The sequence below is a fragment of the Pseudomonas sp. CGJS7 genome (genome assembly GCF_036961695.1).
On sequence record NZ_JBAMDI010000090.1, the window covers coordinates 1 to 21,319 of the forward strand.

22 protein-coding genes are annotated in these 21,319 nt (G+C 68.0%); 3 read left to right on the top strand and 19 right to left on the bottom strand.

Going from position 1 to position 21,319, the window contains the following annotated elements; translation table 11 throughout:
• Nucleotides 1-36: 36 nt before the first annotated feature.
• The 5 genes from V7787_RS36620 to V7787_RS36640 form a co-directional block, all read right to left on the bottom strand.
• Nucleotides 37-1,275, bottom strand: a complete 1,239-nt coding sequence (locus tag V7787_RS36620; RefSeq protein WP_336092403.1) for an ABC transporter permease — start codon at nucleotides 1,273-1,275, stop codon at nucleotides 37-39.
• Entirely contained in the window at nucleotides 1,272-1,991 is a 720-nt protein-coding gene (locus V7787_RS36625) for an ABC transporter ATP-binding protein (RefSeq protein WP_336092405.1), read from the bottom strand. Before V7787_RS36625 ends, V7787_RS36620 begins: the two co-directional genes overlap by 4 nt.
• On the bottom strand, nucleotides 1,988-3,574 hold the full coding sequence (locus V7787_RS36630) for an efflux RND transporter periplasmic adaptor subunit (protein ID WP_336092407.1): 1,587 nt from the start codon (nucleotides 3,572-3,574) through the stop codon (nucleotides 1,988-1,990). The genes V7787_RS36625 and V7787_RS36630 overlap by 4 nt, the downstream gene beginning before the upstream one ends.
• A 231-nt stretch (nucleotides 3,575-3,805) precedes the next feature.
• Nucleotides 3,806-5,143 carry a sensor histidine kinase gene (locus V7787_RS36635; RefSeq protein WP_336092408.1) on the bottom strand — a complete coding sequence of 446 codons (1,338 nt, stop codon included), beginning with the start codon at nucleotides 5,141-5,143 and terminating at the stop codon, nucleotides 3,806-3,808.
• A gap of 14 nt (nucleotides 5,144-5,157) precedes the next feature.
• Nucleotides 5,158-5,868 (bottom strand): response regulator transcription factor, encoded by a 711-nt coding sequence (locus V7787_RS36640; protein WP_036112873.1) that lies wholly within the window; start codon nucleotides 5,866-5,868, stop codon nucleotides 5,158-5,160.
• A 117-nt stretch (nucleotides 5,869-5,985) separates the two neighbouring features.
• On the opposite strand from V7787_RS36640, the gene V7787_RS36645 reads away from it, so the two are divergent.
• Nucleotides 5,986-6,327 (top strand): DMT family protein, encoded by a 342-nt coding sequence (locus V7787_RS36645; protein ID WP_336092409.1) that lies wholly within the window; start codon nucleotides 5,986-5,988, stop codon nucleotides 6,325-6,327.
• A gap of 33 nt (nucleotides 6,328-6,360) precedes the next feature.
• Here the strand turns inward: V7787_RS36645 and V7787_RS36650 are convergent, their stop codons facing one another.
• From V7787_RS36650 to nudE, 7 genes are all read right to left on the bottom strand, one after another.
• Nucleotides 6,361-6,915 carry a hypothetical protein gene (locus V7787_RS36650; RefSeq protein WP_336092410.1) on the bottom strand — a complete coding sequence of 185 codons (555 nt, stop codon included), beginning with the start codon at nucleotides 6,913-6,915 and terminating at the stop codon, nucleotides 6,361-6,363.
• A 38-nt stretch (nucleotides 6,916-6,953) separates the two neighbouring features.
• The gene (locus tag V7787_RS36655; RefSeq protein WP_336092412.1) at nucleotides 6,954-7,259 is read right to left on the bottom strand and encodes a DUF962 domain-containing protein; all 306 of its coding nucleotides are present in this window, start codon (nucleotides 7,257-7,259) and stop codon (nucleotides 6,954-6,956) included.
• 123 nt (nucleotides 7,260-7,382) lie between these two features.
• Nucleotides 7,383-8,096 carry a hypothetical protein gene (locus V7787_RS36660; RefSeq protein WP_336092413.1) on the bottom strand — a complete coding sequence of 238 codons (714 nt, stop codon included), beginning with the start codon at nucleotides 8,094-8,096 and terminating at the stop codon, nucleotides 7,383-7,385.
• Nucleotides 8,097-8,161: 65 nt separating this feature from the next.
• A complete protein-coding gene (locus V7787_RS36665) occupies nucleotides 8,162-8,491 on the bottom strand; it encodes a YnfA family protein (RefSeq protein ID WP_336092415.1) in 330 nt (109 codons plus the stop codon).
• A 114-nt stretch (nucleotides 8,492-8,605) separates the two neighbouring features.
• Nucleotides 8,606-9,442: a nucleoside triphosphate pyrophosphohydrolase gene (gene mazG, locus V7787_RS36670; RefSeq protein WP_336092416.1), complete on the bottom strand. Its 837-nt coding sequence runs from the start codon at nucleotides 9,440-9,442 to the stop codon at nucleotides 8,606-8,608.
• Entirely contained in the window at nucleotides 9,435-10,265 is an 831-nt protein-coding gene (gene cysQ / locus V7787_RS36675; RefSeq protein ID WP_336092417.1) for a 3'(2'),5'-bisphosphate nucleotidase CysQ, read from the bottom strand. The genes mazG and cysQ overlap by 8 nt, the downstream gene beginning before the upstream one ends.
• Nucleotides 10,262-10,867 carry an ADP compounds hydrolase NudE gene (gene nudE, locus V7787_RS36680; protein WP_336092419.1) on the bottom strand — a complete coding sequence of 202 codons (606 nt, stop codon included), beginning with the start codon at nucleotides 10,865-10,867 and terminating at the stop codon, nucleotides 10,262-10,264. The genes cysQ and nudE overlap by 4 nt, the downstream gene beginning before the upstream one ends.
• A gap of 137 nt (nucleotides 10,868-11,004) precedes the next feature.
• Between nudE and bioA the strand changes: the two genes are divergently transcribed.
• Both bioA and V7787_RS36690 read left to right on the top strand, forming a co-directional pair.
• Nucleotides 11,005-12,405, top strand: coding sequence for an adenosylmethionine--8-amino-7-oxononanoate transaminase (bioA, locus tag V7787_RS36685; protein WP_336092421.1), 1,401 nt, complete (start codon nucleotides 11,005-11,007; stop codon nucleotides 12,403-12,405).
• Complete coding sequence (locus V7787_RS36690; protein ID WP_336092423.1) at nucleotides 12,396-13,133, top strand: 16S rRNA (uracil(1498)-N(3))-methyltransferase; 738 nt, start codon at nucleotides 12,396-12,398, stop codon at nucleotides 13,131-13,133. The genes bioA and V7787_RS36690 overlap by 10 nt, the downstream gene beginning before the upstream one ends.
• A 24-nt stretch (nucleotides 13,134-13,157) precedes the next feature.
• Here the strand turns inward: V7787_RS36690 and V7787_RS36695 are convergent, their stop codons facing one another.
• From V7787_RS36695 to V7787_RS36725, 7 genes are all read right to left on the bottom strand, one after another.
• A complete protein-coding gene (locus V7787_RS36695; RefSeq protein WP_336092425.1) occupies nucleotides 13,158-15,491 on the bottom strand; it encodes an ATP-binding protein in 2,334 nt (777 codons plus the stop codon).
• A 545-nt stretch (nucleotides 15,492-16,036) separates the two neighbouring features.
• Complete coding sequence (locus V7787_RS36700; protein WP_336092426.1) at nucleotides 16,037-16,498, bottom strand: chemotaxis protein CheX; 462 nt, start codon at nucleotides 16,496-16,498, stop codon at nucleotides 16,037-16,039.
• Nucleotides 16,498-16,863 (bottom strand): response regulator, encoded by a 366-nt coding sequence (locus tag V7787_RS36705; protein ID WP_336092427.1) that lies wholly within the window; start codon nucleotides 16,861-16,863, stop codon nucleotides 16,498-16,500. Before V7787_RS36705 ends, V7787_RS36700 begins: the two co-directional genes overlap by 1 nt.
• Nucleotides 16,864-16,885: 22 nt before the next feature.
• Nucleotides 16,886-19,036 (bottom strand): ATP-binding protein, encoded by a 2,151-nt coding sequence (locus V7787_RS36710; protein WP_336092429.1) that lies wholly within the window; start codon nucleotides 19,034-19,036, stop codon nucleotides 16,886-16,888.
• Between the two features lie 334 nt (nucleotides 19,037-19,370).
• On the bottom strand, nucleotides 19,371-19,652 hold the full coding sequence (locus tag V7787_RS36715) for a hypothetical protein (RefSeq protein ID WP_336092432.1): 282 nt from the start codon (nucleotides 19,650-19,652) through the stop codon (nucleotides 19,371-19,373).
• A gap of 33 nt (nucleotides 19,653-19,685) precedes the next feature.
• Nucleotides 19,686-20,795 (bottom strand): acyltransferase family protein, encoded by a 1,110-nt coding sequence (locus V7787_RS36720; RefSeq protein WP_336092433.1) that lies wholly within the window; start codon nucleotides 20,793-20,795, stop codon nucleotides 19,686-19,688.
• Nucleotides 20,792-21,307, bottom strand: a complete 516-nt coding sequence (locus V7787_RS36725) for a chemotaxis protein CheW (RefSeq protein ID WP_336092435.1) — start codon at nucleotides 21,305-21,307, stop codon at nucleotides 20,792-20,794. The genes V7787_RS36720 and V7787_RS36725 overlap by 4 nt, the downstream gene beginning before the upstream one ends.
• Nucleotides 21,308-21,319 lie beyond the last annotated feature (12 nt).

Consider the following 21,319-nt stretch of genomic DNA (forward strand, 5'->3'; position numbering starts at 1 on the left):
TCCTACAGGGGGCTTCGGGCGGGACGCCGGTCGGGCTTACTGCTGCCGCAGCGCCTCGATCGGGTCGAGCTGGGAGGCCTTGCGCGCCGGGTAGTAGCCGAAGAACAAGCCGGTCGCGATCGAGAACCCCGCCGCCAGCGCCACCACCTGCCCGTTCAAGGCGATCGGCAAGGCGCCGAATTTGCCGACCAGGATGGTGCCGACCACGCCGATGGCGATGCCGAAGGCGCCGCCGATCAGCGAGATCAGCATCGCCTCGGCGAGGAACTGGCGCTGGATGTCGCGCGGCCCGGCGCCGACCGCCATGCGCAGGCCGATCTCGCGGATGCGCTCGGTCACCGACACCAACATGATGTTCATGATGCCGATGCCGCCGACGATCAGCGAAATCGTCGCCACCGCGCCGAGCAGCAGCGACATCAGCCGGGTGGTCTGGGTGCGCGTGGCCACCACCTCGGCGATGTTGCGCACGCTGAAGTCGTCGTCGGCGCCGGGCTGGATGCGATGGCGCTGGCGCAGCAGGCCTTCGATTTGCTCCTGCGCGTAGGACACGTCCTCGGCGCGGCCGACGCCGACCGCGATCTGCATCACCGCGCCGTTGGGCAACCCCATCGCGCCGAGCAAACGGCGGCGCCCGGTTTCCAGCGGCACCAGCACCACATCGTCCTGGTCCTGGCCGAAGCCGCCCTGGCCCTTGGGCTTGAGCGTGCCGATCACGGTGAACGGCACCCGCCCCAGGCGGATGGTCTGGCCGATCGCGTCCTCATCGCCGAACAACTCGCGGCGCACGGTTTCGCCGAGGATCACCGACTTGGCCGCGCTGCCGTAATCGCGGGTCTCGAAATTCGAACCGCTGGCGATGCTCCAACCGTTGATGTCGAAGAAATCGGCCTGCACGCCCTGCCACTGGGTCGACCAGTTGTTCTCGGCGAACACCGCCTGGGTGCCGCCGCGCAAGGACGCGGCGACGTACTGCACCTCCGGCACTTCGCTGCGGATCGACTCGCCGTCGGCCTCGGTCAAAGTGAAGAAACTCGACGAACTCAAGCGCACGCCGCCGGTGCCGCGGCCACCGCCGCCGGAGCTGATGTCCAGGCGGTTGGAACCCAGGCCCGAAACCAGTTTGTCGATTTCCGATTGGGTGCCCTGCCCGACCGAGACCATCACGATCACCGCGGCGATGCCGATGATCACGCCCAGCGAGGTCAGCGCGCTGCGCAACCAATTGCCGCGCAGAGCGAACACCGCGGTACGCAGCACTTCCAGGAAGTTCATGCGCCCGCCTCCTGCTCGTGCAACTCGCCGTCGCGCATCACGAAGGTCCGGTCCGCGTGCGCGGCCACATCCGGATCGTGGGTGATCAGCACCACGGTGTGGTCGTCGGCCTGCAGGCTCTTGAACAGCGCCAGGATTTCCTCGCCGGTGCGGGTGTCCAGCGCGCCGGTGGGTTCATCGGCGAGCAGGATCGGCGGGCGGTTGATCAAGGCGCGGGCGATCGCCACGCGCTGTTGCTGGCCGCCGGACAATTCGCTCGGCCGGTGATTGGAACGCTGGCCCAGACCGACCGCTTCCAACGCCGCCTGCGCACGCTGCAAGCGCTCGCCGCGGTGGACGTTGGCGTAGCCCATCGGCATCGCCACGTTCTCCAGCGCGCTCATCCGCGGCAGCAGATTGAAGCCCTGGAACACGAAACCGATCTTGTCGCGGCGCAGGATCGCGCGCTCCTCAGCGTCCAGGCTGGCCACGTCGATGCCGTCGCACAGGTACACGCCGGAGGTCGGCGTATCCAGGCAGCCGATCAGATTCATCAGCGTGGACTTGCCCGAACCCGACGGCCCCATGATCGCGACGAATTCGCCGCGCGCGATCGACAGTTCCACCCCGTGCAAGGCGATCACCTCGGCCTCGCTGCCGGGCGAATAGACCTTGCCCAGATCGTGCGTCTGGATCACCGCGGGTTTGCCCGCGGCATTGTCGCCAACGCCATTCATTGGCCCGCGCGCCCGCTGCCGACGATGATGTCGTCGCCTTCCTTGACGTTGCCCGAGACCTCGGTCCAGCTGCCGTCGCTGACGCCGACCCGCACCACCACCGCCTGCGGCTTGCCGTCGACCAGCTTGAACAACGGCGCCCGGCGCGCGCTGACCAGCGCGGCGATCTCGCCGTCCCATTGCTTGCGCTGCGCCTGGCTGAGCGCATCGCGGAAGCCGGAGAACTGCTGGTTGAAGCGTTCCTGCATGCGCTGGCGCGCCGCGCCCGACATCGCGCCGCCGTTGCGGTTGTTGTTGCTGTTGCGATTGTTGCCGCCGCCGGGACCGCGGCCGCCCATGATGATGGTCGGCGCGCCGCCACCGGGCGGACCGCCCGCGGCGCCGCCCGGCGCCGCGGCCATGCGCGCGGCCGTGCGTTGCTTCATCTCCGCCAGCGCGGTATCGAACAGCGCCTTCTGATTGGCATCCAGCTTGAGCTTGTCGGCCAGCGCCGGCAGATCGTTGCCCAGACCGCCACGTTGCGCGCCGCTGGCGCCGCCCGGAGCGCCGGCGCCGGCCGCATCGTCGTCGTTGGGCTTGTAGCGCAGCGCCGCATTGCCGACCCGCAGCACGTCGTCGCGATGGCTGACTTCGATCTCGGCGTTGGCGGTCATGCCCGGCAACAACACGCCGTCGGGGTTGTCGACCGAAACCACCACCGGATAGGTGATGACGTTGCTGGTGTTGGTCGCCGACAGCCGCACCTGCTGCACGCTGCCGCGGAATTTGCGGTCGGGGAAGGAATCGACGGTGAAGTCCACGCTCTGGCCGGCCTTGACCTGACCGATGTCGGCCTCGTCGATGGCCAGCACGATTTCCATCTTCGACAGATCCTCGGCGATCTGGAACAGCACCGGCGATTGCAGACTCGCGGCCACGGTCTGGCCGGGTTCGACCGTGCGGGTCAGCACCACGCCGTCGACCGGCGCGCGGATCACCGTGCGTTGCAGATTCAGTTGCGAGGTCTTGGTGGACGCGATCTGTTGGTTGATCTGCGCTTCCGCCCCGGCCAGTTGCGCGCGGGCCTGATCGCGCGCTGCGCGGGCCAGATCGGCGTCGCTGCGCGCGACCAACTGGTTCTTGACCAGTTCGCTCTTGCGCTGATAGTCGAGTTCGGCGTTGCGCAGGGTGGCTTGCGCGGTCGCCAGCGAAGCGCGCGCGTTGTTGACCTGGGCGGTGCCCTGGGCGATCTGCGCCTCATAGGTGCTCGGATCGATCCGCGCGATCACCTGGCCCTTGGTGACCCGATCGTTGAAATCGGCCAGCACCTCGGTGACCTGCCCGGAAATCTGGCTGCCGACATCGACGGTGGAAATCGCCGAGAGCGCGCCGGTGGCCGAGATCGCCACGCGGATGTCGCCGCGTTCGACCTTGGCGGTGCGGTAGGCGCCGGCCGCCTGCTCGGCGCTGCGCTTGCTGTAGTAGTGCCAGCCGATGCAGGCCGCGGCCAGCAGCAACACCGCGACGACCGCGCGCTTGGGCCAGGGCGATTTACGCGGACGCAGGGACTTGGGGGCGGTCGAAGACGGCTTGGCTGCGCTCATGGGGCTCGGACGGTAGGTTATGCAGGCGCCAACGCGCACGGCTGAACAGGGTTGACACGCCGTGCGGACAGATCGCTCCCAACGGGCTCGAACGGTTCAGTTTCACCGCCGCGGTGCGAACGCGGCGTTGCCGACCGATCCGGCATAACGGTCTTGCAGATGGATGCGGCTGGACGGGAAAGGGTCGCGGATCCGATCGGCCCGCCAAGATCGCGCAAGCGCGCCGTCGGCTCAGGCCTCGGGCACGCGCGGGATCGGCGCGGGCAGCGGCGCGGTCGCGGCGGCGACCTGGATGCCGGGCTTGAAACGGATCAGCGCGGTGGTGCCCTGCTCCGGCGCGCTGGTCAGGGTGACAGGCCAGCCGAAGCGTTCGCCGAGCCGGCGCACGATCGACAGGCCCATGCCCTTGCCGTCGCCGGCGGAGAAATCGGCGCGGTAGAACGGGGTGAACGCCTTGGTCAGGGTTTCCACCGACATGCCGATGCCGGTGTCGCGGATCTCGATGCTGTCGCGGCTCAGGCGCACGTCGATCCGGCCCTGATCGGTGAAGCGCACCGCGTTGCTGAGCAGGTTGCCGATCATCACCCCCAGCGCATGCGGCGGCGCGACCAGGCGCGGGCCGCCTTCGTCGTACAGATGCAGTTCCACCGGCTTGCCGTTGAGCAGCGGCAGGATCCGCTCCATTTCGTTGTCGACGATGTCGCGCACCGCGAATTCTTCCGATTGCGGCTCCACGTCGGATTCGCGCGCCAGGATTAGGAACGCGTCGATCACCGCTTCCATGTCGCGGCCGGCGCGCTGCACCCGCAGCAGCGAGCGCTGCGCGCGCAGCGGCGTGTCCGGGTCGGCCAGCATCAGATCGGTGGCGACCCGGATCACGGTCAGCGGGGTGCGCAGTTCGTGGCTGGCGTCGCGGGTGAAATCGCGCTCGCGCTGGACGAAGTCGCTGACGCGCTCGGCCAGGCCGCTCAGCGCGCTCGACAACCGGCGCACTTCACTGCCGGGGTCGTAAGGGAATTTGATCGGTTCGATCAGGCTGGTGTCAGGATCGCGCGGGTCCCATTGCGAGACCACGTTGGCCAGCCAACTCACCGGCGAGACCAGACGCTTGGAAGTCCGGTAGGTATGCCAGGAAATCAGGTACGTGGTCAGCAACGAGAACAGCAGCGAGAACAAACCGGTGTACAGGATCGCCTCATCGATCAGCTCGGTCGCGTAGACCATGTAGAAGCTGCCGCCCTCGCGCCGGTCGACCAGCACCACCCGGCCGCCGCCGGGCAGGTTGTGCAGGCCCGATTCGGCGCCGCGCATCGACGCGGGCAGGATCGAATCGCTGGCCCCGGCCGGGACGAAATGGCCGCGGGTGGTCGAGGTGCGCGGCAGCGGGTAGTTCGGGTTGCGCGCGCGGCCGGCCCAGTAGTCGTCGGCCTCGCGCTGCATGCGCTGTTCCAGCACGACGTGACGCACCGCCAAGCCCGCCAGGAGAATGCCCAGCGTGATGGCGATGCTGCCGATCAAGGCTTGCAGGATGAACGCAAGCTTGATCTTGCGCGGTAACCCTTGCGGCATGGCGTCGGCGGGCGTCAGTCGGGCGGCTGGGAGATGTCCGCCACGCGATACCCGGCGCTTTGTACGGTGTGCAGCAGTTGTTTGCCGAACGGCTTATCGATGGTCTTGCGCAGGTTGTACAGATGGCTGCGCAGGGTGTCCGAATCGGGCAGACCGTTGCCCCAGATCTCGCGCTCGATTTCCTGACGGCTGACCACTCGCGGCGATTCGCGCATCAGGATGGTCAATAGGCGCAGGCCGATCGGCGAAAGCTGCAATTCGCTGCCGCCGCGGGTGACCCGCAGGCTGGCCGGATCGAGCACCAGATCGGCGACCTTGAGCACCTCGCCGCCGACCTGCCGGCGCTCGCGCCGGATCAGGGCGCGCAGGCGCGCTTCCAGTTCCTGGATCGCGAAGGGCTTGGTCAGGTAGTCGTCGGCGCCGGCGCTCAGGCCGGTGAGCTTCTCATCCAGGGTGTCGCGCGCGGTCAGCATCAGCACCGGGGTGGACTTGCGGGCTTCTTCGCGCAGCTTCTTGCAGACCTCGATACCGTCCATGCGCGGCAGCATCAGGTCCAGCACGATCACGTCGTAGCTGTTCTCGGTCGCCAGGCGATAACCGTCGAGGCCATCGGCGGCGTAGTCGACCTCGAAGCCGCGGCTTTCCAGGTACTCGCCGACCATCTCGGAGATATTGCGGTTGTCTTCGACGATGAGGACCAGGCCCCCGTCTCTCGTACCCTGCATGCAGCCTCCTCCACTCCTTCAGTTTTGTGAAGGTTGCCGTCGATAAGGTGGACGGCTCGTGAAGGCCGGCATTAGGCTGCCCCATTCCAGCGCCAAAACGCCTTCCGGACTTAACGAATGCTTGCCGACCGCCTGTACCCGATCCTGCTCCTGCTGGGCTCGAACATCTTCATGACCTTCGCCTGGTACGGCCACCTGAAGTACAAGTCGTCGCCGCTGACGGTGGCCATCGCGGTCAGCTGGGGCATCGCCCTGTTCGAGTACTGCCTGCAGGTGCCGGCAAACCGGCTGGGCAGCGCGGTGTATTCGGCGCCGCAGCTCAAGGGCATGCAGGAGGTCATCACCCTGCTGGTGTTCGCCGGCTTCTCGGCCTGGTATCTGGGCGAGCCGCTGAAGTGGAACCACTGGGCCGGGTTCGGGCTGATCGTGGTGGCGGCTTGGTTGATCTTTCTCGATTGAGGCGCGGCTTGGGTTGCGGCGCGTAATCGCCGATCAGGGCCCGCAGATCGACTCGACCTCGACATCGCCCGTCCACAGGTTGTCGCCGACCTGCACGGTCAGCGCCCCTTGCCACAGCGTGCGGGTACTGCCGTCGTCCTCATCGCGCACGCGTCCGGGCGGACGCGGCGTCCAACCGCCGTCGTCGTTTTCGATGTAAGCCCGGGGCGGCCGCAGACGCAGATACGCCGACACCCGTTCGGCCGGCGCCGCCCAGCTCAACTCCATGCCGCGCAAGCTCATCGCCTGCACCGCGGACCGGCCATTGTCACGGCGCAACACCAACGGGCGACCGTGGAGCGAAATATGCAGGGCCGGCCAGGTATCCAGATCGGAACGATCCTCGTCGTCCGCGCGCCACACCGTCGCCATCACCGCATCGCCTTCGGCCGGCGTCGGCGTGGACGGACGGATGCGGACGATGGGACAGGTCTTGCTGTCCATGGCTTGGTCGAGCCAGGCCGAGCGCCGCATCGGCAGATCGGGGCCTGGGCCGAGCGCCACGCTCGCGGACGCCGACAGCGATGAACCGGCCAAGACGACGGCCACGGCCAGCGCCCGGATCGATGGCAGCCAGGCCGGCACGTTCAGAACTTGATCTTGCCGGTCAGGATGTCCTTGAACATCACCCAATCGCCGGCGAAGGAATAGAACGGATATTTGAACGTCGCCGGCCGGTTCTTCTCGAAGAAAAAATGCCCGACCCAGGCGAAGCCGTAACCGCACAGCAGCGCCGCCAGCAACAGCCACGGCCGCGCCTGCAACACCGCCAGCGCGAACAAGGCCAGCACGCCGCAACTGCCGATGAAGTGCAGCCGTCGGCTGGTGCGGTTGCTGTGTTCGCTCAGATAGAACGGATAGAACTCGCGAAAACTGGCGAAGCGGTTGCTCATGTCCGTCTCCTGGCTCCGGCGGCGCGCCGGAGTTTGCCTGGCTGCGCTGGCCACCATACCGCGAGCGCTATCGCTGGAGTGTCGCCGACGCGACAGTCGGCGGGCCGAGCCGTCACAGTCGGATCAGGCCGCGGGCGGCGCTACCGGCACCACAGGCACCACCGGCGCTTCGACTTCGCCGCCGGACGGCGCGGGCGACGGCTCGGGCGATTGCAGCGCGTCCTTGTTCGCTTCGTACAAGGCTTGCACCGGGGTGCCGGTCAGGCAGGTCACCTGGTCGCCGTGAAGACGGAAGTCGTCGCTGACGACCGGCTCGGCCGAACGCGCCCAGATCCGCGTCTCAGTGAAGCTCGCTTGCTCGGCGAACACGTCCGGCCGCGCATCGGCCCGGCCCGCGCGCCGTTTGGCGTCGTACTGGGTGCGCGGCGCGCAGCCGGCCCAGCCGCCCTGGCGCGCACGAAACACCGGATAGTGCAGCGCTTCCAGCCAGCGATCGCCGTCGCGCCGCAGAAACAGCAGCGCATGCGGGAAACCCGACAGCTCCGGTTCGTCCGTGTGCCGGTAGAGCTCGAATTCGATGGTCGGATCGGCGTGGCGACCGTGGATGAGTTGCTCGACCCGGTAACGGGCCTTGTAGCGCAGGTCCAAGGATTTATCGTCCCTGACCGACTCCAGCGACAAGCGCTCGCCGACCACGACGACGAAATCGGCGGCCGGCTTCGGCTCAGGCACCGGCGCGAGCGAGGACGCGGTAGGCGCATCGCCTCCGCACCCGGCGGTGACCGCCAACGCAAGCCACAACAGCGGGCCCGCAAGATGGATCGCACGCATCGTCATGTTCGGTGTCCTTTCCGAGAATGCGGGCATCCTCCATCAGCTCCCGCACCGGCACAAGCGCGGGTTCAGACGGCCGCCCGCGGCGAAAACATGATCACCGCCATTCCGGCCAGACACAGCCCGGCGCCGAGCAGATCCCAGCGGGTCGGCGTCACCGCGTCGACCCACCACAGCCAGAAGATCGCCACGGTGATGTAGACGCCGCCGTAAGCCGCATAGACCCGGCCCGAGGCGGTCGGATGCAAGGTCAACAACCACGCGAACAAGGCCAGGCTGGCGGCCGCGGGCAGCAGCAGCCAGATGCTGCCGCCCTTGCGCAGCCAGAGATAAGGCAGATAGCAGCCGACGATTTCGGCCACGGCGGTCAGCACGAACAACAGCGAAGTCTTGAGCACGACGGGCTCCCGGCGGTGAAGGGTCGGTCGGCGAGATGCGAGGCCGTTGCGCGGCGATGTTCGCTGAAGCCAGCCGCCGCGAACGCCGTCGCGCGACGCCCGGACGCTATGCGATCACTCGCCGCGTTCGTTGCGCTTGGCCTGGTTCCAATACGCGTCCTGCCCGTCCAGCGGCACCTCGGCCAGCGCCAGCCCGTCTTGCGCGGCCAGCAACTCCATCGCGCGGAACCGCCGTTCGAACTTCAGATTGGCCCGGCGCAAGGCGCTGCCGACATCGACCTTGGCGTGACGGGCCAGATTGGCGCAGACGAACAGCACATCGCCGATTTCGTCCTCCAACCGGTCGCGCGCGGCGGCATCGTCGGGGGCGGCGGCGACCGCATCGAATTCGGCGCGGACCTCATCGATTTCCTCGTGCAGCTTGGCGATCACCGGCGTCGCGTCGGGCCAGTCGAAACCGACCGTGGCCGCGCGCTTTTGCAGCTTCACCGCACGCTGCCATTCCGGCAAACCGCGGGCGATCCCGGCCAGGGCCGAAGTGTCGGCCTCGCCCGAGGCTTCGCGTTCGCGCCGCTTGAGTTCTTCCCAGGCCGCGGTCTGCGCATCGGCGTCCTCGACGCTGGCGTCGCCGAACACATGCGGGTGGCGGCGCAGCATCTTGTCGCTGATCGCCCCGACCACGTCATCGAACCCGAATTCGTTCTGTTCCTGCGCCATCCGCGCATGGAACACCACCTGCAACAGCAGATCGCCGAGTTCGTCCTTGAGCGCGGTCAGATCCTGGCGATCGATCGCATCGGCGACTTCGTAGGCTTCCTCGATCGTGTACGGCGCGATCGTGGCGAAGGTTTGTTCGATGTCCCACGGGCACCCGCGTTCGCGGTCGCGCAGCCGGGCCATGATCTCGATCAGGCCGGCGATGCCCGGCGGCAGATTCAATACCTCAGCCATCGCGCCACTCCTTCCACGGCAGTCCGCGATCGCCCAGGGCGATGAAATCGCCGTTGAGCAGATGATCGCGTTGGTTGTAACGGAACGGCCGGCCCTGCGGGTCCAGCACCGCGCCGCCGGCCGCCTCCAGCACGCACTGGCCGGCCGCGGTGTCCCATTCGCTGGTCGGGCCGAAGCGCGGATACAGATCCAGCGCGCCTTCGGCGATGCGGCAGAACTTCAACGACGAACCCAGACTGACCATGCGGATGCCGCCGGCCGCCTGGCGATGGGCGCGGACCATGAAGTCGTCGCTGCGCTGGCTGTGATGCGAGCGGCTGGCGGCCACCCGCATCGGCTGGGCAGGCGGCACCTGCGCCTGGATCCGGGTTTCCGCGTCGCCGTCGCGGCGATAGGCCGCGCCACCGCGCTGGCCGTGCCACAACGCGCCGCCGACCGGCGCCAACACCAGACCGAACACCGCCACGCCGTCTTCGATCAAAGCCAGATTGACCGAGAACTCGCCGTTGCGCTTGACGAATTCGCGGGTGCCGTCGAGCGGATCGACCAGCCACAAGCGCGACCATTGCCGGCGCTGCCGGGTGCCGACTTCATCGGCGGATTCTTCCGACAACACCGGGATATCGGGGGTCAGCCGCGCCAACCCGTCGAGGATCACATGGTGCGCGGCCAGATCGGCCGCGGTCACCGGCGAGGCATCGGCCTTGCGTTCGACTTCGAACTCGCCGTCGTAAACCTGCAGGATGGCCGCGGCCGCGGCGCGCGCGATCTCGATCGCGCCTTCGGTCAACGCGCGGTCTTGCAAACCTTGCACCAGACTCATGGCGGCAACGGCGCGTCGACCGCGCCCGCCGGCGGCGGCGCGGGCTCGCCGTTGCGCAGCCATTCGCGGGCGATGAACAGCGCGGCGATGCTGCGGCCTTCGGAGAAATCCTCGCGCAGGATCAGCTGGTGCAGATCGTCGAGCTTGAACGGCACCACTTCCAGCTCTTCCGGCTCATCGCCGGGCAGACGCTCGGGATACAGGTCGCGCGCCAGCACCAGATGCGCCTGATGGCTCATGTAGGTGGGCGCCAGGGTCAGCGAGCGCAGCACGGTCAGCGAGCGGGCGCCGTAACCGGCCTCCTCCTTGAGCTCGCGATTGGCCGCCTCGATCGCATCCTCGCCCGCGTCGATCCGCCCCTTGACCAGGCCCAGCTCGTAGCGGTGCACCCCGGCGGCGTATTCGCGCACCAGCAGCACGGTGTCGGCATCGAGCATCGGCACCACGATCACCGCGCCCGGGCCGGCGGCACGGTTGCGGCCGTGCAGGCGCTCGTAGCGGCGGCGCTCGCCGTTGGCGAATTCCAGGTCGAGCAGTTCCATCCGGTACGGACCGGCTTCGTGCTCGGTGACGCTGTGGATGATCGGCAGCCGCCGGCTCATGGCGCCGCCCCGCGGACCGGCGAACCAAACATAAACGGCCCGAACGCATGCGGTCCGAGCCTGGGCGATCCGGGCATGAGCAAGGAGCGGAAAGGCACGATAATAGGGGGATGCGAGAGATCACTCACGACCATCAGATGCTAACAGAGCCGGGCAGCGCCGCGGCGGACTCCTGGCGCGAACGCGACTTGAAGGTGCTCTGGCACCCCTGCACGCAAATGCGCGAGCACCCTCACACCCTGCCGCTGCTGCCGGTCGCCAGCGGCCGCGGCCCGTGGCTGATCGGCCACGACGGCCGCCGCTACCTGGATGCGATTTCCAGTTGGTGGACCAATATTTTCGGCCACGCCGAACCGCGCATCGCCCAGGCCATCGCGACCCAGGCGCTGACCCTGGAACACGTGATCCTGGCCGGTTGTTCGCACCCGCCCGCGGTCGAACTGGCCGAGCGCCTGCTGGCGGTGGCGCCGCGCCAGGACGGGCGCGCGCCGCTGAGCAAGGTGTTCTACGCCGACAATGGCTCGGCCGGGGTCGAGGTCGCGCTGAAGATGGCGTTCCACTGGTTCCGCAACCGCGGCATCGAAGGCCGCAACAAGTTCATCGCCCTGGAAAACGGCTACCACGGCGAAACCCTCGGCGCGATGGCGGTCGGCGATATCCCGCTGTATCGGCGGGTGTATGCGCCGCTGCTGATCGAATCGATCTTCGCGCCCTCGCCCGACGCCTACCTGTGCGAACCCGGCGAAAGCCCGGCCGATCACGCCCGCCGCGCCGCCGAGGTTTTGCGCGATCTGCTCGAACGCCATGCCGATGAAGTCTGCGCGCTGATTCTGGAGCCGCGGGTGCAATGCGCCGGCGGCATGCGCATGCACGACCCGCTGTATCTCAAGCTGGCGCGCGAACTGTGCGACGCGCACGGCGTGCTGCTGATCGCCGACGAAATCGCGGTGGGCTTCGGCCGCACCGGCACGATGTTCGCGAGCGAACAATCCGGGGTCATGCCCGATCTGCTGTGCCTGTCCAAGGGCCTGACCGGCGGCTCGTTGCCGCTGGCGGCGGTGCTGACCACGCAGGACATCTACGACGGCTTCCTCGACGATTCGCGCGAACGCGCCTTCCTGCATTCGCACAGCTATTCCGGCAACCCGCTGGCGTGCGCGGCGGCGCTGGCCACGTTGAACATTTTCCGCGACGACGACGTGATCGCGCGCAACCGCGCCACCTCCGCGCGCATGGGCGAACTCGCCGCGGCCTTCGTCGGCCACCAGCACGTCGCCGACGTGCGTCAGGCCGGAATGATCGTCGCCTTCGAACTCACCCGCGGCGGCGACAAGCGCACCCCGTTCGATCCGGCCGCGCGGATCGGCCTGCGCGCGTACCGCGCCGCGCTCGAACGCGGCGTCTTGCTGCGTCCGCTCGGCGATATCCTGTATTGGATACCGCCCTACTGCGTCGACGAAGAAGCCTTGCAACTGCTCGCCGCGACCACCCGCGCGGCGATCGACCACGCCGTGCAGGAGGCCGACGCATGCGCCTGACCCGAGTCCATGTCGACGCCGATCTGGCGCCCGGCGCCGAGATCGTTTTGCCGGAAGGCCCGGCCACCCATCTCACCCGGGTGCTGCGCCACGAAGTCGGCGACGCCTGCGTGCTGTTCAACGGCGACGGCCGCGACTACCACGGCAAGATCAGCGCGGTGAGCAAGCGCGAAGCGCGGGTGCGGATCGACTCCGCGCAAGACGTCGCCCGCGAATCGCCGCTGCGTCTGGTGCTGCTGCAAGGCGTGGCGCGCGGCGAGAAGATGGATTTGATCCTGCAGAAGGCCACCGAACTCGGAGTGAGCGCGGTGCATCCGCTGTGGTCGCAGCGCAGCGAGGTCAAACTCGATGAGGCGCGCGCGCAAAAACGTCTGGCGCATTGGCGCAGCGTGGTCGCCTCGGCCTGCGAGCAGAGCGGCCGCGCGCGCGTGCCCGAGGTCGCCGCGCCGCTGTCGCTGGCCGCGGCATTGGCCGGGTTGCCGGCAGGCGGCTTGCGCCTGATCCTGGATCCGGACGGCGAGCTGGCGTTCTCCACCCTCGCCGCCGACGCCGGCACGCCGGTGCTGTTGGCGATCGGCCCGGAGGGCGGCTGGTCGCCGCTGGACCGCCAGCAATTGCACGAGGCCGGTTTCCAAGGCCTGCGCCTGGGCCCGCGGATTCTGCGCACCGAAACCGCGGGTCTGGCGGCGATCGCCGCGTTGCAGGCGCGTTTCGGCGATCTGGCCTGAACGCCGGCGGCGCAGCGCCCGGGCCTAGTTCCAACGCATTCGGAACTCGGTCGATTTGCCGGGCGAGGTCGCCAACGACATCCGCGCGTTCAACACCTGAAGCTGTTCCATCACCGCGCTCAGACCCAGCCCGCGGCCGCTGTTGCCGTCGTCGGCCACCGCGGTGCTGACGCCGGACTCGAACACTTTCAGGATCGTCTCGCGCTCGCTCATGCGCCCGACTTCATCGCTGCGGTAGCGTCCCTCGCGCAACAACGCGGTGCGCAAGCGCACTTGGTTGATGCCGCGGCCGTCGTCGCGCACGCTGAACTGCCATAACCCGGACTCATCGCGGCTCAAGCTCAGCCGGACCGAGCCGATCGGATCCTTGCCGACCCGCCGCCGCATCGACATCGATTCGATGCCATGGACCACCGCGTTGACGACCAGCTCCAGCCCGACTTCGCGCAGTATCCGGGTGCTCGACTCGGGCAACTGCGCGAACAAATCCAACTCCGCTTCCACCCGCACCGCCTTGCCCTGCTGACCGGCCAGACGCCGTGCGTGCGCGGCCCAATCGACGAACGCCGCCTTGGCCGGGGTCAACGCCGTATCGCCGCCGGACAGCGCCAATAGCGGCGTCAGGCCGAACGAATCCGCGGCTTCCAGTTCGAACGAGCCAGGACTGGCGCTGGCGGCGCCAGGCGTCGACGACGACGGCATGGCATCGCGCTCCGGCGACGCTGCGTCGGCCGTCGCGATCTCCGGCTGAACTTGGGTCCGCGGCGCCTTGCTGGAATTCGATTCGACAGGCGGGGACGCGGCTATCGTCGACGGATAGCCCCAGGGCACCGATGCCGGCGGAGCGCCGCGCGTCGGACCGGGCTGGTCGGGCTTTCGCGCGACCGCGCTATCGTTCTGCCTCGCTACCGCGCGCGTGGCGGCATGGCTAGTGCCGGCCTTGTTCGATTCGACCCGAGCCGGACCCTCGCTCGGGGCCGCGGGTCTTGAGACGTCGCGCGCGTTGCCGATCGCCGCGTTCGCATTCGAATTCATCGCCCCGCCCGAATGCTCCGCCACGGTCCGCGCGGACGCGGGCGGCGCTCGCTCCGACAACTCCGCCTTGCGCGATTGCATGCGCGCCAGGAAGCCCGTCGAGTTTGCAGGCTCATCGTGGTCCGGCCGCCGCGGGTCGGCGCCATGCGCAGCGCCCGCATCCGCATCGCGTCCGGCCGCTGCCGCCGGCGGTGTGGCCGAGGTCGCTGCCGCATCCGCAACGCCGCTTGCGAACGCATTCGGCGTCGGCGCCGCCGGTTTGCGCAGAACCGGTTCGATCGGCGCGCGCCGGATCGGCTCGGGCAACACCGGAACCGGCCTGATCGACAGCGGCACGCCCGCTAGTCCCGCGGGCGCACTGGCTGGGCTTGGGCGGTCGGTCGCGCGGCTCGCGGCCTGATGGGCAGCAGGCTGAAGCGGCGGGAGACTCGGCGCGGAGTCCTTCGACACCGGTGCGGAAGTAGACGACGTCGGCGCAACCGACCCCGTCCGTTCGCCGCCATCGGCCAGCTTGCGAGCACCGGCCCCGTTCGCACCACGCACTCTGATTTCCAGTTGCGCCAACAACTCGCGCATCGTGCCGATCCGCTCGGCCAGATGCTCGACATGCGCGGCCAAGCGCTGCCCATCCTCGAACCGGTAATCGGCCTGTTCGCTCAGTTCGGCCAGATCCAGCTCCAGGCAATGCGCGGGCGTCTCGATCAAGTCCAGATCGATCTCGCCGGCCTCGCACTTGAGCAAGCGCGCGTCGACCAGCAGCGCGCGATATGAACCGTCGCGTTCGTCCGCGCCGCTGGCGGCGGCCAGACGCTGCAAGCGGACGCGGACCCGCTCCAGCACCGCCGCGGCGCGATCCAGACTGGCACGGATCTGCGCGTCGTCGCGGCCGAGCGCCCGCACCACGCCCTGGATCTGAGCGCGCAAGCGCAGCTTCGCGCCGGCCAGTTCCCGGCTCAGACGCAGGCGCTCGCCGATGTCGGCGACCGCCACCAGCAGGTACTCGGCGGCGCCATCGCGCTCGATCCGTTCGAACCGGAAACTCAATTGGATTTGCCGCGAAGGCGGGCCGGGAAACACGACTTCGGCCAAGGGGTTGCGCAGCGTCGCAACCCGCTCGCGGCCGGCCTCGCCGAACAGCAGCCGCAAATAGCTGCGCAGCTCGGCCAAGGTTTCGACCGGCAACATCGGCCGCAGCACTTCAATCAGGTCCATGCCCGGCCACAGCTTGCGCTGCATCACCCGCAGCAAGGCCGGGGACACCGGGTCGCGAACGATGAAGTTGGCATCGATCAGGAACAACCCGTCGGGCATCGAACGCAGCACGTCTTCGGCACGCGAACGCCACGCCGCCTGGGCCTGGTCTTCGGCGCGCAGACGCCGCAGCGGGTCGGCGATCGCATAGACGATCGCCAGACACAGCGAGAGCCCCGCGCCGATCACTACGATCCACAAGCCGCGCTGGGCGAATCGGCCCGGCTCGGCATCGCCGGCGGTTTGCGTGGCCAGCAGCGCCGCCGCGGCGCTGAGTATCGCCACGCACACCACCACCGCGACGATCGCGCCGAACAATCCCAGGTATCTGTGCCGCGCCGTCGCCACCGCATCCAACATGTCCCCTCCCGACCGCCAAGACCGATCGCACCCTCGACAGCGGCCCGCCGCGCGCCATCGCTTCGAACCGGCGCGCCAGGCGTGGCGATCGCCCACGCCCCAGCTACAGCACAACGCCCCCGCGATGCGCCGGCGCTTGCCGTACCTGTATCAATCGCGAAAGACGGCCTCGTGCGGACGTCGCCCCGGTCCGCCGGCGCGGCTGGCGGCGTCGCGACGAAGACGACCCGCCCTCGCCGGGACCGCCCGCGGGGACTTCAGTCCAGTCGCTCGATGTCCACCACCAGCGAGGCGCTGTAGGTTTTCCAACTGACCATGATCACGTACGGCCGCTTGCGCGAGCCGGAATTGCCGATCGCCCCGGCCGCGGTCTTGGGCACCGATATTTCCATGTCGCCGCCGAAGTGCTTGCGCGCGTTGCCGGCCAGGGTGTTGGCCAGTTCGCCGACGGTGTCGCGCAAATTGGCGTCGGACTGATCGGTCTCGTTCAGCGCCAACAGCAGATGGCGAATCATCGCCCGCGGCGCCGACACGGTGATGGTGCCGCGGAACTGGCCGCTGATCGCGATCTGCCCGCTGTAGTCGAACACCGGCACCGTGCCGCTGTTGTCGTCGAGGAACGCGCCGCGCACGCTGGCCGCTTCCTGGGTGAGCTGGTTGAAGTAATTGGTCACCGCGTCGATGAAGACCTTGATCTCGGTTTCGTTGAGGTCGCTCATTACGGCAGCATCTCCAGTAGCGCTTCGACCAGTTGGTCGTCGGTGAAGGGTTTGTAGAGAAAGCCGCGCGCGCCCTTCTTGAGCGCGCTGATCGCGGTGGTTTTGTCGCTCAGGGCGGAGACGACGAGGATGTTCACGTTCTCGTCGATGGCGGCGATCTGCTCGGTGCATTCGACCCCGCCCAGTTCGGGCATGGTCAGATCCATCGTCACCACGTTGGGCCGATGGCGGACGAACAAGCTCAAGGCCTCGGCGCCGTTGCGGGCCTGACCGACTATCTCCAGGTCGGGCAGCCGCGCATCGCCGGCCAGTCGCGCGATGCGCTGACGAATCACGTTGGAATCGTCGACTATCAGTAACTTCATCGTAAGCCCTGGGTAAGATCGATCAGAAGGTCAGTTGGAAGTCGCCCGAATCCGCCGGCGCGGACGAAGCGGCCGCGGGCTGCGGTTCGGCCACCGGCAGGCGGATGCGGAATTCGGTGTAGGCGCCGACTTTGGTCGCCAGGGAAATCGTTCCCGACATCGAGCGCACCTGTTTCATCACCAAGTCCATGCCGACACCGTGGCCGGCATCGCGATCGCCGCTTTCGGCGGTGGACACGCCGGGCTCGAAGATCTTCATGATCGCTTCGCGATCGCTGAATGCCTGGACCTGATCGGGCGGGTAGCGACCCGATGCGGCCAGCGCCGCGCGCACTCTGCGGGCGTCGATTCCGCGGCCGTCGTCGCGCACCACCAGTTCGATCTGGCGGCTGCCCACGTCCTCGGCGCGGAAACTGATCGTGCCGACCGCCGGCTTGGCGATCGCCAGACGCTCCGCCGCCGGCTCGATCCCGTGCACCACCGAGTTGCGCAGCAATTGCAGACCGACCGTGCGCAGCGCGTTCAAGGTCTCGCCGGGCAGCCGGTCGAAGGCCTGCAACTGCATGTCCAGGCTCACCTGTTTGCCCTGCTCGCGAGCGATGCGCTCGGCCAGCGCGCCCCAACCTTCCACCGCGCGCTGCGAAGCCGAGGCCGCGCTCGGCGCCGGCGCGGACGCGTCGCGGCTGCCGGAAATGCGGTCGAGGAAGTCGCGAATGGTGGCCACGCACTCGAACATATCGTCCAGATGCACCGTCATCTTGACCATGTCGCCGCCCTCGACGCTGCCGCGGTCGCGCAAATGGATCAGATCCAGCTCGAAGTTGTGCGCCAGCGCCTCGACCATTTCCAGATTCAGCGCCGCCGCCTCGCTCTTGAGCGAATGGACGTCGCGGAAGATCGCATTGACCAGCTCGCTGTAGTCGGTGCCGGTGCGGCGCGCGGCGGCCTGGCGCAGGTCGTCGTTGATCCGTTCCAGCACCGCGCCGACCCGGTGCAGAAAGAACCGCACCTCGCTGGATTCGCGGCTGAGCACCCGCAGCAGCGCTTCCATTTCCTCGCGGGTGCGGGTCTTGGCGGCGGCGATCTCGTTGGTCAGACGCACGCGCTCGGAGGCGTCGGACACGGTGACCAACAAGTAGACCGTGTCTTCGCTTTGCTGGACGCGATTGAACTGGAAATTCAGATAGCGCGATTGCGGCTGCCCGCGGCCGTCGCTGCCGCCCGCCACCGGCACTTCCGAAAGCGGGTTGAGGCTGGCGACCAGGTTTTCCTTGACTCGTTTTCCGAACAGCAAGCCCAGATAGTCGCGGGTGGCCTCCAGGGTCTGCGGCGTCACCATCGTGCGCAGCACTTCGATCAGGTTCATGCCCGGATCGATTTTGCGCTGCATGATCTGCGGCAACGAGCGCGACATGCGCTCGCCGATTCCCAGATCCGGCGTCACCAGGAACAAGCCTTCGCGCACGGTGTGCAGGATGTCGTCGGTCTGCTTGTTCGACTGCTCGACCGCGCGGTCGCCGGCGACCAGGCGCCGCAACGCGAACACCACCAGGAAGATGAAGTTCAGCAGGATCAAGGCGCCGCCGATCATCTGCGCGCGGGCCAACTGGACGATGCCCTTGCCCGCGTCGGCCATCGCCTCGTTGAGCATTGCGCTCAAGATGTCGAGGATCTCGGTGTTGTGCTTTTCGGCGTAATCCAGCGCGGCCGCGAGCGCGGCCGGGCTGGGTTCGCCGGGCGCGTTGATCGGCTTGAGCAACTGCGCGTAGGGGGTCCACAGGGTTTGCAGACGTTCGTTCTGCTTGCGCCGCTCCGGGCTGTCCACGGCGATGTAGTCGTCGTAGACGTTCTCCTGGCCGGGCACCTTGCCGCCCTCGCGCAAGACCTGGAATGCGCGACCGATCAGCTCGCTGCGTTCGCGCAGGGACTTGCGCTTCTCCGGCTGGGTCATTTGCCCCTGCCGTTGCGCGCGGTCGATTTCGAACAGATGCCGCAACACCAACTGGGTGTTGGCGCGGGCGTAACCGGACAGATCCTGCGCCATCGAGGCTTGCGCATAGCGGTTGGATTGATACAGCGACGCGTAGATCAGCCCCGCCGATATCAGCAGGAACACGAATACCGCAGCGAACAGGCTCGAGTACTTGCGGAGGATGTTGGTACGTTTCTGCACGAAGGCTACCTCGGTGGAATCGGCGAAAACGGCGGCTGCCGCGATTGCGTCCGAGCTTCGGCGTGGCCGGCCGCGACGCGACGCGTCGGCCGCGCCGATGGCTCGATGCGATAGCGCTCGCCAACGGATCGGCGCGCAGGCGGCGAGATTGCCATTCATCCGGGGCCTGTCCAGAGCGGCGAAGACGGGTGACACATCGGACCAGCACAAAAGGCATCAATTGCCTTTCATCGCGCATTCGGTCCGCACAGGACGTGCGGAAACCTCGTGCAGGCGGGAAAAATCGCGGGTCGGCGCGCCGCTTATTCACTTCGAGTTCGCGAAACCCTTGCGGTCACGCGGTGGTTCGTAGAGCGCGTGTGCCTTGGCTCGCGAAGCGACAGCTATCTGCGGTATGAGAATCGCGCCATTTGAGCGCGCAGGCGTTCAGACGGATGCGTCTACGACCAATGGCGTCGTATTTTTTTGCCGTAACGATCGGCTGACCGGCGAAAAATGCGATGCGGATGCGATTTTCCCGCGAGTTGCGCAAGCGCCCGGCCATGGCCGCGATCGCCCGGATCGCATAACCGCGGTCCGCGCTCGGGCCGACAAGGCCACCCGCAAGCAGGAACAAGGCACGCGGCGCCAGGCCGGATCGCGCCGACGCTCAGATCTTGAAATAGATCCGGCGCGCGTCGAGCCAGCGCACCACGCCCCACCACAACGCGACGAACGCCAACGCGAACGCCAACGACGGCAGGTAGGGGCCGAACCTCGGCGTCATCCAGTCGGCGAAGCCGTGCCGATAGACCGGTTCCAGCCAGCCCATGCCCATCAGCAGATACAACAGCAACGCCGAACCGGCGTAGGCGGCGATCGCGTTGACGCCGAAGGCGCGGCCGAGCGGCGGCCAGCCCTTGCGGTCGACCAGCAGGTGGAACAGCGCGAGGATCCAGCACGACCAGCCGCCGGCCCACAGCACGTACGCGGGCGTCCACAGGTTCTTGTTGATCGGCTGCACGTACGAAACCGCCCAACCCGCGATCAGGCACAACAGGCCGGCGATCCACAGCGCGCGCAATTGGCCGCGGCGCAGCCAATCGCCGGCGCGCAATCCCAGCAAGGTCGTAGCCAGCGCGCCTAGCGCCGACAGCAAACCTTCCGGGTCGTGGCCGCGGCCGCTGATCGGATCGATCTGGTAGACGTGCGCGCCGAGCACGGCGGTGTCGAAGCGGCTGGCGATGTTCTCGAATGGGGCATAGCTGCCGCCGCTGGCCAGCAACGCGCCGTAACCGGCGAGCAGCGCCGCCAACGCCGCCCACTGCGCTCGCGCCGGCAGATACAACGCCAACACCGCCGCAGCGGCGAAGCACAGGCCGATGCGTTGCAACACGCCCGGCACACGCAGGTAGTCGCTATCGCGCACCCACATCGCGATCAGGTGCAGCAACAGACCCAGGCCGACGATGCGCAGCGCGCGCCACAGCGCCGGGCGCAGCAGCTCGGCGGCGGGCACGCCGCTCTCGCGCCGCGGCATCATCGCCAGCGCGATCGACACGCCGACGATGAACAGGAACATCGGAAAGACCAGATCGGTCGGGGTGAAGCCGTTCCACTGCGAATGCAGCAGCGGCGCGTAGACGTGGCTCCAGTCGCCCGGGTCGTTGACCAACAGCATCGCCGCGACGGTGAGCCCGCGCAGCGCGTCGACCGAGGGGTAACGCTTGGATGCGGTCTTGACCGCCGCGGCCGGCGCGGACGCGGGCGCCGAACTCACGCCGCTTGCGCGAGCGCTTCGCCGATCATCGCCTCGACCGCTTCCAGGTCGGGCAGCAAGGCCGCGTCGTCGTTGAGTTTCACCCGCGCTTGCACGCCGTGCGGCAGCACGTCGCCTTCGCGGCCTTCCAGGGTCAGGCTGTCGGCGGCCACCGTGACCAGGCGCGGGAAACCCTGGGTCAGCAGCGCGAAATACGGCAGGCGCGAAGCGGCGCTGAGCGCCTTGAGCACGACCACCTTGCTGCCCAGGCCGCCGGGTTCGCGGGCCAGGCCGGAGAGTTCGCCGAATGCGACCAGCGGCAAGGTCCAACCGCGCCAGCGGATCTCGCCGAGCAACCAGCGCGGCGCGTGCGCGATCGGCGCCGGCGGCGCATACGACAACACCTCGGCGATGGTCGCGTTGGGCAGCAACAGCCGCGCGCCGCCGACCTGGATCAACACGCCGCGGATATCGTTCGGGGCGCCGGCCGCAGTGCCGTCGGTAACGTCGCTGATTGGATTTTCGTTCGGCATCGCGCGGATCCT

What these genes read in the sequence shown, in the direction of transcription:
- V7787_RS36660 (WP_336092413.1), bottom strand. Translation starts at nt 8,096, where the DNA reads ATGACGATGCGTGCGATCCATCTTGCGGGCCCGCTGTTGTGGCTTGCG.
- V7787_RS36655 (WP_336092412.1), bottom strand. Translation starts at nt 7,259, where the DNA reads ATGAGCAACCGCTTCGCCAGTTTTCGCGAGTTCTATCCGTTCTATCTG.
- V7787_RS36645 (WP_336092409.1), top strand. Translation starts at nt 5,986, where the DNA reads ATGCTTGCCGACCGCCTGTACCCGATCCTGCTCCTGCTGGGCTCGAAC.
- V7787_RS36640 (WP_036112873.1), bottom strand. Translation starts at nt 5,868, where the DNA reads ATGCAGGGTACGAGAGACGGGGGCCTGGTCCTCATCGTCGAAGACAAC.
- V7787_RS36690 (WP_336092423.1), top strand. Translation starts at nt 12,396, where the DNA reads ATGCGCCTGACCCGAGTCCATGTCGACGCCGATCTGGCGCCCGGCGCC.
- V7787_RS36700 (WP_336092426.1), bottom strand. Translation starts at nt 16,498, where the DNA reads ATGAGCGACCTCAACGAAACCGAGATCAAGGTCTTCATCGACGCGGTG.
- V7787_RS36705 (WP_336092427.1), bottom strand. Translation starts at nt 16,863, where the DNA reads ATGAAGTTACTGATAGTCGACGATTCCAACGTGATTCGTCAGCGCATC.
- V7787_RS36630 (WP_336092407.1), bottom strand. Translation starts at nt 3,574, where the DNA reads ATGAGCGCAGCCAAGCCGTCTTCGACCGCCCCCAAGTCCCTGCGTCCG.
- bioA (WP_336092421.1), top strand. Translation starts at nt 11,005, where the DNA reads ATGCTAACAGAGCCGGGCAGCGCCGCGGCGGACTCCTGGCGCGAACGC.
- mazG (WP_336092416.1), bottom strand. Translation starts at nt 9,442, where the DNA reads ATGGCTGAGGTATTGAATCTGCCGCCGGGCATCGCCGGCCTGATCGAG.
- cysQ (WP_336092417.1), bottom strand. Translation starts at nt 10,265, where the DNA reads ATGAGTCTGGTGCAAGGTTTGCAAGACCGCGCGTTGACCGAAGGCGCG.
- V7787_RS36625 (WP_336092405.1), bottom strand. Translation starts at nt 1,991, where the DNA reads ATGAATGGCGTTGGCGACAATGCCGCGGGCAAACCCGCGGTGATCCAG.
- V7787_RS36725 (WP_336092435.1), bottom strand. Translation starts at nt 21,307, where the DNA reads ATGCCGAACGAAAATCCAATCAGCGACGTTACCGACGGCACTGCGGCC.
- V7787_RS36620 (WP_336092403.1), bottom strand. Translation starts at nt 1,275, where the DNA reads ATGAACTTCCTGGAAGTGCTGCGTACCGCGGTGTTCGCTCTGCGCGGC.
- nudE (WP_336092419.1), bottom strand. Translation starts at nt 10,867, where the DNA reads ATGAGCCGGCGGCTGCCGATCATCCACAGCGTCACCGAGCACGAAGCC.
- V7787_RS36635 (WP_336092408.1), bottom strand. Translation starts at nt 5,143, where the DNA reads ATGCCGCAAGGGTTACCGCGCAAGATCAAGCTTGCGTTCATCCTGCAA.